Source organism: Pseudomonas sp. TNT3 (assembly GCF_010095445.2).
Lineage (GTDB): Bacteria > Pseudomonadota > Gammaproteobacteria > Pseudomonadales > Pseudomonadaceae > Aquipseudomonas.
This window is the reverse complement of the sequence record NZ_WFGV02000016.1, coordinates 97,756-108,842: the sequence shown is the minus strand read 5'-3', so window position 1 is coordinate 108,842 and position 11,087 is coordinate 97,756. Positions and strand designations below refer to the sequence as shown.

Annotated in this window: 9 protein-coding genes and 1 pseudogene; 7 read left to right on the top strand and 3 right to left on the bottom strand. The window is 59.9% G+C overall.

Translation table 11 applies throughout. The features are described 5' to 3' along the window. Positions 1-229, top strand: a pseudogene (locus GBC55_RS12460) (collagen-like protein); the annotation flags it as partial. Between the two features lie 60 nt (positions 230-289). On the opposite strand, the gene GBC55_RS12455 reads toward GBC55_RS12460, so the two are convergent. Further along, a complete protein-coding gene (locus GBC55_RS12455) occupies positions 290-754 on the bottom strand; it encodes a DUF2269 family protein (protein WP_162438572.1) in 465 nt (154 codons plus the stop codon). Positions 755-853: 99 nt separating this feature from the next. On the opposite strand from GBC55_RS12455, the gene dinG reads away from it, so the two are divergent. The 5 genes from dinG to pdxH all read left to right on the top strand — a co-directional run bounded on the left by dinG (position 854) and on the right by pdxH (position 8,793). Further along, on the top strand, positions 854-2,998 hold the full coding sequence (gene dinG / locus GBC55_RS12450) for an ATP-dependent DNA helicase DinG (RefSeq protein ID WP_162438573.1): 2,145 nt from the start codon (positions 854-856) through the stop codon (positions 2,996-2,998). Positions 2,999-3,094: 96 nt separating this feature from the next. Next, the gene (locus GBC55_RS12445) at positions 3,095-5,617 is read left to right on the top strand and encodes a beta-galactosidase (protein WP_162438574.1); all 2,523 of its coding nucleotides are present in this window, start codon (positions 3,095-3,097) and stop codon (positions 5,615-5,617) included. 115 nt (positions 5,618-5,732) lie between these two features. Beyond that, on the top strand, positions 5,733-6,878 hold the full coding sequence (locus GBC55_RS12440; protein WP_162438575.1) for a serine hydrolase domain-containing protein: 1,146 nt from the start codon (positions 5,733-5,735) through the stop codon (positions 6,876-6,878). A 114-nt stretch (positions 6,879-6,992) separates the two neighbouring features. Beyond that, complete coding sequence (locus GBC55_RS12435) at positions 6,993-8,120, top strand: OmpA family protein (protein WP_162438576.1); 1,128 nt, start codon at positions 6,993-6,995, stop codon at positions 8,118-8,120. A 25-nt stretch (positions 8,121-8,145) separates the two neighbouring features. Beyond that, positions 8,146-8,793 carry a pyridoxamine 5'-phosphate oxidase gene (pdxH, locus tag GBC55_RS12430; RefSeq protein WP_162438577.1) on the top strand — a complete coding sequence of 216 codons (648 nt, stop codon included), beginning with the start codon at positions 8,146-8,148 and terminating at the stop codon, positions 8,791-8,793. Positions 8,794-8,798: 5 nt separating this feature from the next. On the opposite strand, the gene GBC55_RS12425 is transcribed toward pdxH, so the two are convergent. Then, positions 8,799-9,035: a hypothetical protein gene (locus GBC55_RS12425; RefSeq protein ID WP_162438578.1), complete on the bottom strand. Its 237-nt coding sequence runs from the start codon at positions 9,033-9,035 to the stop codon at positions 8,799-8,801. A 167-nt stretch (positions 9,036-9,202) separates the two neighbouring features. Between GBC55_RS12425 and GBC55_RS12420 the strand changes: the two genes are divergently transcribed. After that, entirely contained in the window at positions 9,203-9,667 is a 465-nt protein-coding gene (locus tag GBC55_RS12420; protein ID WP_020798113.1) for a glycine zipper 2TM domain-containing protein, read from the top strand. A 142-nt stretch (positions 9,668-9,809) separates the two neighbouring features. On the opposite strand, the gene nhaA is transcribed toward GBC55_RS12420, so the two are convergent. Then, positions 9,810-10,997, bottom strand: a complete 1,188-nt coding sequence (nhaA, locus tag GBC55_RS12415; protein ID WP_162438579.1) for a Na+/H+ antiporter NhaA — start codon at positions 10,995-10,997, stop codon at positions 9,810-9,812. Positions 10,998-11,087 lie beyond the last annotated feature (90 nt).

Sequence of the window (11,087 nt, the reverse complement as noted above, 5' to 3'; positions counted from 1 at the left end):
AATGGTCCGGTTGGAAGTGCCGCGTGATTACCCGGTTGAGCAGATCAAGGTCCAGGTAGCCGGCGGTGCAGGTGGCTTGGCAGGGCCTGGCGGAAAACCGGGTGCGGGAGGCAAGTCAAAAGGTTGCATCGTCTATCGCGCCGATGGCGGCAAGAGCGGTCGTCCAGGCGCCGACGGCCAGCCCGGGCCTGAGGGCGCCGCAGGTACAGTGACTGTTCAGCGTCTGTAAGAAAGACAAATCCCCTGTGGTGAGGGAGCGAGCTGCCTCGCCACAGTGACCGGATCTGCTTTAGAACATCGGGCGAGCCGAAGCGATCGCCACCAGCACCAACCCGACGATCAGGTTGATCCCCACCAATCGACGAATTCTCCCCAGCACTGCAGCCCCTGCCGGCCAATCCTGAGCCGTCACGGCGGTGCGCAGTTCAGGCAACATCAGCGCCTGAATCCTGATAAACAGCGCCGTCATGACCACGTAGAGTCCCATCATCACCTGAACATAACGCGGCGCGGCTTCAAATCCGGCGTACTGCAGATGAATCATGCCCACGCCGCTGATCGGCAACAGAATCACCGCGATCCAGACCCAGCGAAAAAACCCCTGGAACACTTCTACCCACAGCTTCAACCGGGCAGGGCCTTCCAGCGCTTTCACGGCGGCGGGGCGCAAGACCATCCAGGCGAAAAACATGCCGCCGACCCACACCAGGGCGGACAGGACATGCAGGGTGTAAACGATGCCAAAAGGTGTCATTGAGGTACTCCGTTCTGCGCGGGATTAATTAGCGGGGTATGATAGCCGCCGAACCAAACCACTGAAAATTTATCCAGCGTTTATTGCGCCCGACAATCCATGATCAGCACCGAACTCAAAACCACGATTCAGGGCGCCTACTCGCGTTTTCTCGAGGCCAAGAGCCTCAAGCCGCGCTACGGCCAACGCCTGATGATCGCCGAAATTGCCAAAGTCCTCGGTGACATCGACACCGACGACGAAGGCCGGCGCAGTGGCGACCCCGCGATTGTCGCGGTGGAAGCCGGCACCGGTACCGGTAAAACCGTGGCCTACAGCCTGGCGGCGATCCCGACTGCGAAAGCGGCTGGCAAGCGTCTGGTCATTGCCACGGCCACGGTGGCCCTGCAGGAACAGATCGTCTACAAGGACTTGCCCGACCTCATGCGTAACAGCGGGCTGAATTTCAGCTTCGCTCTGGCCAAGGGGCGCGGACGCTACATGTGCCTGTCCAAGCTCGACATGCTGCTGCAGGAAGGTCATGCGCAAACCGCCACGGCGCAGTTATTCGAGGAAGAAGGCTTCAAGATCGAGGTCGACGAGGCCAGTCAGAAGCTGTTCACCAGCATGATCGAAAAGCTCGCCGGCAATAAATGGGACGGTGACCGTGACAGTTGGTCCACCGCCCTGGAAGACGCCGACTGGGCGCGTCTGACGACCGATCACAGCCAGTGCACCAACCGCCATTGCCCTAACTTCGGCCAGTGCGCCTTCTACAAGGCCCGCGAAGGCATGGGCAAGGTCGACGTGATCGTCACCAACCACGATATGGTCCTGGCAGACCTCGCCTTGGGCGGCGGTGCGGTACTACCGGACCCGCGCGACACCATCTATGTATTCGACGAAGGTCATCACCTGCCAGACAAGGCCATCGGTCACTTCGCCCATTACACACGCCTGCGTTCCACCGCCGACTGGCTGGAAACCACAGCCAAGAACCTCACCAAGCTGCTCGCCCAACACCCGCTGCCGGGTGACCTGGGCAAGCTGATCGAGCAGGTGCCGGAGCTGGCGCGGGAGATCAAGACTCAACAGCAGTTCATGTTCACCGCCTGCGAACAGGTTGCCGATTTCAAACCCGGTGAAGACGTTGAAGGCCGCGAGCGGCCGCGTCATCGCTTCGTGGGCGGGGTGATTCCCGAGCACATGCGTGAAATGGGTGTCGAGCTGAAAAAGGGGTTCGCCCGGCTGACCGACGTGTTCACCCGGCTCACTGAACTGTTGAAAGAAGGCATGGATGGCGAGGTCAACATCGGCATCGCCAGCAACCAGGCTGAAGAGTGGTATCCGCTGTTCGGCAGCTTGTTGTCCCGTTGTTCCGGCAATTGGGAGTTGTGGACGGCCTTCACTGCCGAAGACCCGGAAGACAACCCGCCCATGGCCCGTTGGCTGACCCTGGCTGAAAGCGGTTCGCTGTTCGACATCGAGGTCAACGCCAGTCCGATCCTCGCCGCGGAGATGCTGCGTCGTAACCTGTGGAACGTGGCTTATGGCGCGCTGGTTACTTCGGCGACCCTGACCGCGCTCGGCACATTCGACCGATTCCGCATGCGCGCCGGCCTGCCGAAAAAAGCCGTCACTGCCGTCGTCCCGAGCCCGTTTCATCATGCCGACGCTGGCGTGCTGCGGGTGCCGGACCTGAAAGCCGATCCACGGGACGCGCCCGCGCATACCGCCGCGATCATCCGTGATTTGCCACAACTGGTCGAAGGTTCGCGCGGCACCTTGGTGCTGTTCTCGTCGCGCAAACAGATGCAGGACGTTTTCGATGGTCTCGACCGCGACTGGCGCAAACAAGTGTTCATTCAAGGCAACCTGTCAAAACAGGAAACCCTGAACAAGCACAAGGCGCGGGTCGATGGTGGGGATTCGAGCGTGCTGTTCGGCCTGGCAAGTTTCGCCGAGGGCGTGGATTTGCCTGGGGCTTATTGCGAACACGTGGTCATCGCCAAGATTCCTTTTTCGGTGCCTGATGACCCGGTCGAAGCAGCCCTGGCCGAATGGATCGAAGCCCGTGGCGGTAATCCCTTCATGGAAATCTCGGTTCCGGATGCCTCGCTCAAACTGGTCCAGGCCTGTGGTCGGTTGCTGCGTACCGAAGAAGATCGCGGCACCATTACCCTGCTGGATCGACGCCTGGTCACTCAGCGTTACGGCAAGGCGATCCTCAATGCGTTGCCTCCTTTCCGTCGTGAAATTTCCTGATACACCGGTGGGCATTTATGCCCGCCGCGTTGTCTATCTCTCTGCCATCGCTTTTCCACTGGCCTATTGAAGGTCGCTAGGGAGAACTACGTTCCTATGATTCGCCGTTCGCTGCGCCATTCTTTACCAGCGGTTTTTACCCTGATGTTCGCAGCCCCTTTGCTGGCGGCTACTGCCGGCCAGCAGACGCTGTTTAACTTTGTGCGTCCCGCTGACGTGGTGCAGGTGGCGACTCAGGACGCCAGCCTGCCGCAATCCAATGCTGAGCAAACGGCCGAAGGCGAAGTGTTGCGCCGGGTAACGTTCAATCCCGTCGCGCAACCGACGTTGCGACTGACGCCGCAAAGTGGCGCTTGGGACTGGTCGCAGTCGGGCGTCATGAGTTTGCGGATTCAGAGCGCGATGAATTGGGCCCTGACCCTCTACGTCAAAATCCAGAGTAACGATGGCAAGACCCTGATCAGCCGCGTCGATTTGCCGGCCGGTCCTGCCCAAACGCTGCTGGTGCCGTTGCAACCGGGTTCTTCGCTGAGTCTTGGCATGAAGGCCGGACCTCCGATGCCGATAACGGTCGACGGTCAGCGGGTGTTGCTGGCCAGCAGTGCCGGTGAGCTGGATCGCAGCCAGGTGGTGTCGGTGACGTTGTCGATGGATCAGCCGAAAGTCGCCCAGAGCATCCTGCTGGAACGCTTCGGTGTTCAGGACGTTGAGCCGGTCATTCAAGCGGCTTATGGCAATCTCGTGGACGCTTACGGCCAATCGACCCGAACCAAATGGCCGGAAAAAGTCAGCAGCGATGAGCAATTGAAAAGCGCTGCCGGCAAGGAACAGCAACAGCTCAAAACCTGGCTGGCGGAACGCGAAAAGACGTCACTGGACACTTATGGCGGCTCGACCAAAGGGCCGGCGTTCAAGGCCAGCGGTTTCTTCCGTACCGAAAAGCGCGACGGCCGTTGGTATCTGGTAACGCCTGAAGGGCATCCGTTTTATTCGCTGGGGGTCAACACCGTCACCCCGGACGTCAATCAGACGTACATCGCCGGTCGTGAGTGGATGTTCGAGGCCCTGCCAAAACCCGATGAGCCGCTGGCCAGCCATTACGGCGAAGGCGACAACCGCGGTGGTAATGGCGCGGATCAGGGACGCAGCTACAACTCGGGTCGCTGGTACGATTTCTATGGCGCTAACCTGCAGCGTTTATACGGCGACCCTTGCGCGCTCGGCAGCACCACCAAGGCCGGTATCGCCGAAGCGGCCAAAGCCGACGCTGTCGAGGCGACGGTCGAGAAGGCCGCAGAGCAACCGGCAGCACCTTCAGTGGGTGAATCAGGTATCGCCGAAGCCGCCAAATCCGATGCGGTGGAGGCGACTGCCGCCAAAGTGGTTGAACAATCCCCGGCGGCGCCTTGCAAAGCCGACCTTGATGAAAACCGCTGGATCAGCCACACCCTGGACCGGCTGCAAGCCTGGGGCTTCAACACGGTTGGCAACTGGAGCGCTCCGGCCCTGGCTAATTCTGAGCGTGTGCCCTACACCTTGCCGCTGTCGATCGTTGGTGATTACACCAGCATCAGTACGGGAAGCGACTGGTGGGGCGGTATGCCCGATCCGTTTGATCCTCGTTTTGCCATGGCCACGGAACGAGCGGTTGCCATTGCCGCCCGGGATCACCGTGATGATCCGTGGCTGATCGGTTACTTCGCCGACAATGAACTGGCCTGGGCCGGTCCGGGTGACGATCCGAAGGCCCGCTACGCGCTGGCGTATGGCACCTTGAAAATGACCACCGACGTGCCCGCCAAGCGTGCGTTCCTCAAGCAACTGCGGGACAAATATCGCAACCAGGCAGGCTTGTCCAAGGCTTGGGGTATTGATCTGCCGGCTTGGGAATTGATGGAAGATCCGGGCTTTGTTCCGCCGATACCAAGCGCCGAACATCCGGAAATCGAAGCCGACTTCAAATATTTCCAGAAAGTCTTCGCTGATACCTACTTCAAGACGATCTCCGATTCGCTGAAATGGCACGCGCCCAATCAGCTTCTACTCGGTGGCCGATTTGCCATCAGCACCCCGGAAGCGGTGGAGTCCTGCGCCCAGTATTGCGACGTGGTGAGCTTCAACATGTACACCCTGCAACCGCAGGACGGTTATGACTTCGAGAAGTTGCGCAGTCTGGACAAGCCGGTATTGATCACCGAATTCAATTTTGGCTCGGCCGATCGTGGCCCGTTCTGGGGCGGTGTGACGCAATTGGCAAAAGAAGAGGACCGTGGCCCGGCTTATGCGAACTTCCTTAAACAGGCGATGAGCGAGCCGTCAATTGTCGGGGTCCACTGGTTCCAGTACCTGGATCAGCCGGTTACCGGTCGTCTGCTGGACGGCGAAAACGGTCACTTCGGGCTGGTAGGCATTACCGATGTGCCTTTCCAGGGCTTTGTCGACAGTGTGCGCAAAAGCAACCTGGCGACCGTCGATCAACTGGGTAAGGAAGCACAGAAGGCCAAGGTCGCAGCCGATAAAGCCAGTAACGATACAGACGGCGGCCGCAAAGGCGATGCTGGCAAAGGTGCCGGGCAGGGCGCTGGTCATGCGGGTGGGCATTCCGGGAATGGCCATTGAGGCGTTCACAACAGTAGACGACAGTCGACCGCCTGGCCCGCACCTGTTCCCAAAACCATCAATGGCTGGAACAATGCGGGCCACTTTGTAGAGCGTTGATGCGGGGGAGTTGCGGGTGCAGATTCAGGGTCATTACGAGCTTAAGTTCGAAGCTGTGCGCGAGGCATTCGCTGCACTGTTCGACGATCCCCAGGAACGCGGCGCGGCGCTATGCATCCAGATCGGCGGAGAAACCGTCATCGACCTGTGGGCCGGTAGCGCCGACAAGGATGGCACCGAAGCCTGGCACAGCGACACCATCGCCAATCTGTTCTCCTGCACCAAGACGTTCACCGCGGTGACTGCCCTGCAGCTGGTCGCCGAAGGCAAGTTGCAACTGGATGCTCCCGTCGCTCGCTATTGGCCCGAGTTCGCTGCGGCCGGCAAAGAATCAGTCACCCTGCGCCAGTTGCTCTGCCATCAGGCCGGCTTGCCAGCGTTGCGTGAACTGCTCGCACCGGAGGCTCTCTACGACTGGCAAACCATGGTAGATGCCCTGGCCGCCGAAAGTCCGTGGTGGACGCCGGGCACCGGTCACGGCTACGCCGCCATCACCTATGGCTGGCTGGTGGGCGAGTTACTGCGTCGCGCCGACGGTCGGGGTCCTGGTGAATCCATCGTTGCGCGGATCGCAAAGCCATTAGGGCTGGATTTTCACGTCGGTCTGGCCGACGAGGAATTCCACCGCGTGGCGCACATCGCTCGCGGTAAGGGCAACGTTGGCGATGCGGCGGCCCAGCGCTTGCTGCAAGTGACGATGCGCGAACCGACGGCGATGACCACGCGAGCCTTCACCAATCCACCGTCCGTGCTGACCAGCACCAATAAACCCGAGTGGCGCAGAATGCAGCAGCCGGCCGCCAATGGTCACGGTAATGCTCGCAGTCTGGCCGGGTTCTACGCCGGTTTGCTCGACGGCAGCCTGCTGGAAAGCGAGATGCTCGATGAGCTGACCCGCGAGCACAGCCTGGGCGAAGACAAGACTTTGTTGACCCGTACCCGTTTCGGTCTGGGTTGCATGCTCGATCAACCGGATGTTCCCAACGCGACCTACGGCCTCGGCCCGCGCGCGTTCGGGCATCCAGGCGCCGGCGGTTCCATCGGTTTTGCTGACCCGGAACATGATGTGGCCTTCGGTTTTGTGACAAATACACTGGGGCCGTACGTCTTGATGGATCCACGCGCACAAAAGCTTGTGCGAGTACTGGCCACTTGTCTGTAAAACCCGCTCAAGGGGTCCGATATCGGAACCTGACAGCCTTTTCGGTTTCAAAGCGTCTGTTTATGCGGGCCAGCTTGGCCTGATTTTTTTATTACTTCATTTTGTGGATATCCAATGTCATCCAATAAAACCTTCGCCCTGGCCCTGTGCTTCGCTATCACCGGTTGCGCACAGACTCCACAAAATGATGCAGATGGCGGCAGTTGGTGGCCGTTTGGTTCGTCCGATAAAGTCGCGGCAAAAGAACCCGCTGCGGCACCAGCCCCTCTGAAGCCTGCCGCAACGGCTCCGGTCGCCAAGGCAGATAGCGCTAATCCGGTCGCCAAAACTGAAAGCGCTAACCCTTGGTACTGGCCATTCGGCTCCGAAGAAGTCCTCGACAAGAAGCCTGAAGCAAAACCTGAAGCCAAACCTGTTGAAGTGGCCAAGGCGGAAGCCGAGGCAGGTGGCAAATGGTGGTGGCCGTTTGGAGGCAAGGAGCAGAACACCGCCAAGGTCGTACCGATGCCTGATCCTAAAGTCACTCAGGCCTGGCTTGACGACTATGAACCGCGCCTGCGCACGGCCATCAAGGACAGCAACCTGCAACTCGAGCGTCGGGAAAACGTTTTGGTAGTCACTGCGCCGGTAGAGGGTTCGTTCAATCCGGATCGTCCCGCCATGCTGCTGCCCGTCACGCTCGGTCCGTTCACCCGGGTGGCAAAAATTCTCGAAGTCGACCCTAAGACAGCCGTCCTTGTGCTCGGGCACAGTGATACCTCCGGTGCCGCACCAGCCAACGTGAAACTGAGCCAGGAACGTGCTCAGGCCGTCGCGGCGATCTTCCGCCTCAGTGGTCTGCAGCGTGATCGCCTGATGCTTCGCGGGATGGGCAGCGAAGCGCCGCGTGCTGCCAACGACAGCACTGAAGGTCGTGCCTTGAACCGTCGCGTCGAATTGTTGGTAACGCCGCAGAACACCATGGTGGCGTTATTGAGCAAGTACAACATGCCTGCTCCGGCCCCCGTTCGCATGGTTGCCGCTCAAGACGTCAAGCCAGCGGTCGCGCTAGTGACTCCGGCCCCTGCGGCGAAGAAAGCCGATGTGCCGGCCGCGAAAAAAGCCCCGGCCAAGAAAGCCGCTGCCAAAGCGCCTGCAAAGAAAGCCCCGGCTAAAACCAAGACCCCGGCGAAAAAGACCGCTCCCGCCAAAGCCGCAGCCACTGACAAGAAAGTCGCCGCCGCTGATGCTACAAAGAAGTAATTCGTTAATTTAAAAGGAATGCACCATGACCCAGGGCCTGGCTGATATGCGTCGCGATTACACCCGGGACGGCCTGACCGAGGCGCAAGCCCCGGCCGAGCCGTTCGGGCTGTTCCATCAGTGGTTTGCCGACGCGGTGAAAACCGAACAGGCGCCAGTGGAGGCTAACGCCATGACCCTGGCGACCGTCGATGCTGATGGTCGACCGCATTGCCGAATCCTGCTGCTCAAGGGGTTGGACGAACAGGGCTTCACGTTCTTCACCAACTACGAGAGTGCCAAGGGTCAGCACCTGGCAGCGAACCCGTTCGCTGCCATGACCTTTTTCTGGCCAGCCCTGGAGCGTCAGGTGCGCATCGAAGGGCGAGTGGTGAAGGTCACGCCCGAAGACTCCGATGCCTACTATCAGGTCCGGCCGCTCGGCAGTCGCCTGGGTGCCTGGGCGTCGCCGCAAAGCCGGGTGATCGCCGACCGTGCCGAGCTGGAAGCACTTCTCAAGAACACCGAGCAGCGCTTCAGCGATACTCAGCCTCATTGCCCTGAACACTGGGGTGGTTATCGTCTGTTACCGGAGCGCATCGAATTCTGGCAGGGCCGTCCGAGCCGTCTGCACGATCGCCTCAACTACCGTCAGCAGGGCGCCGACTGGATTCTTGAACGTCTGGCACCCTAAGCAGTCTACCGAGCGGGATACCCTGCCGCAGCGGCCTCCAGCCATTGCGGCAAGTCCCGGCGCTTGATCTTCTTGGCTTGAGCGTTCGCCAGTTGCTGGAGCATGTAGGCTTTCTTGTCTTCATCCCCACCGGCCAGGGCTAACGCCAGATCACGGTCCATCCAGCGTTTGATCCGCACGTACAACCACCAGTGGAAGTACAAACCGGCGACAGTGGTGACGACAATGATGAAGTAATCCATGAAAATCCTTGGGTCAGTGGCGCAGATCTCGTAATTTGTCGCTACTGTGTGGTGAATTCGAGGGGTGCCTGTACATGCCCTGAATCAAACCACTTTTATCCGGGCGATGCCGTGACAGGCGTCATGCTGCGGAGTTTAATGAATACCTGTCCTTTGGAGTTGATGCTATGCGTAAGTCTGTTCTGTTGGTTGCTTCCTTTTCCACGATGGCGATGTTGCTCACCGGCTGCCAATCGAGCCTGACCGGTGACTCCTACTCCCGTGACGAAGCGCGTCGCGTGCAGACGATTCGCATGGGCACCATCGAAGCACTGCGCCCGGTGAAAATCGAAGGGACCAAAACCCCAATCGGTGGCGCCGCAGGTGCCGTGGTCGGTGGTGTAGGCGGTAGTGCAATCGGTGGCGGTCGCGGCAGCATCGTCGCAGCGGTCATCGGCGCAGTGGCCGGCGGCCTGCTGGGTTCGGCCACTGAAGAAGGCCTGACCCGCACCCAGGGCGTGGAAATCACCGTTCGCGAAGACGACGGCAGCATGCGCGCCTACGTGCAACAGGTTCAGGAAAACGAAGTGTTCCGTGTTGGCGAGCGTGTGCGCATCGCCACGGTTGATGGCACGAGCCGCGTTTCGCACTAAGCGGAAGACGGCAAAAGAAAACCCCGATCAGGCGACTGGTCGGGGTTTTTCTTTTTCAGGGATTGGCGACGGCTAACTTGCAGTAACGCATACCAATTGGACGATATGATTTGCGTTCGTCAGTGTTGTCCGTTCATTCCTTTCAAGGCTGCAACACAGCGCTTTTACGGCTTGCCGCCGCAGTCACCGCATAGCCAATCAATGCCGCCAGTATCGATCCGGTCAGAATCCCCATCCGGTCCATCCCCGCGTATTCACTCACGCCCGGTTCAAATGCCAGGGAGCCAACGAACAGACTCATGGTGAAGCCGATGCCGCAGAGAATCGCCACGCCGAGCACCTGGCCCCAGTTTGCCCCTTGGGGCAGGGCGGCAATACCGGTTTTGACCGCCAGCCAAGTCAGGCCGTAGACGCCGAGGGTCTTGCCCAGCAGCAGGCCGATTGCGATGCCCATGGGGACATGGTGGGTGAAGCTTTCGGCGGTCACGCCACTCAGGGACAAGCCCGCGTTGGCGAAGGCGAACAATGGCAGGATGCCGTAGGCCACCCACGGGTGCAGGGCGTGTTCCAGGCTCAGCAGTGGTGACGGTTCGGCATTTTTTGTGCGCAACGGAATGCAGAACGCGAGGGTTACGCCGGCCAGGGTGGCGTGAACGCCACTCTTGAGTACACACACCCAGAGGATCAGACCAATGATCATGTATGGCCCAAGCTTGACCACGCCAAGCCGGTTCATTGCGATGAGCGCCGCGATGCACGCGCCCGCCAGGGCCAGCGACAAGGTCGACAACGTCCCTGAGTAGAAAATCGCGATGACGATGATTGCCCCCAGGTCGTCGATGATCGCCAAGGTCATCAGGAACAGTTTCAGCGACACAGGCACGCGCTTGCCGAGCAAGGCGAGTACGCCGAGGGCGAAGGCGATGTCGGTGGCCATGGGGATGGCCCAACCATCGAGGGCTGCGGCGTTGTCACGGTTGAAGAACCAGTAGACCAACGCCGGGACAACCATGCCGCCAATCGCTGCGGCGCCTGGCAGGACGATCTGCGACGGTTTTGACAACTGGCCGTCGAGGACTTCGCGCTTCACTTCCAGGCCAATCAGCAGGAAGAACAGCGCCATGAGGCCGTCGTTGATCCACAGCAGAGCCGGTTTGGCGATTTGCAGCGCACCAATCTGTGCAACGACAGGGGTCTCCAGAAAGCTGGTGTAAAGCCACGACAGCGGGGAATTATTGATGATCAGCGCCAGCGCTGCGGCGGCGATCAACAACAGGCCGCTGGCAGCTTCCAACTGAAAGAAGCGTGTGAATGTGCTACGCAGAGGCAAAGTCACTCTCCAAGGTAAGGTTCGAAAGGTGGCACACCGTAACCCGTGCCGTTAGTTGTTAAAACAAAAGTTATATTCTTTTTTGTTATA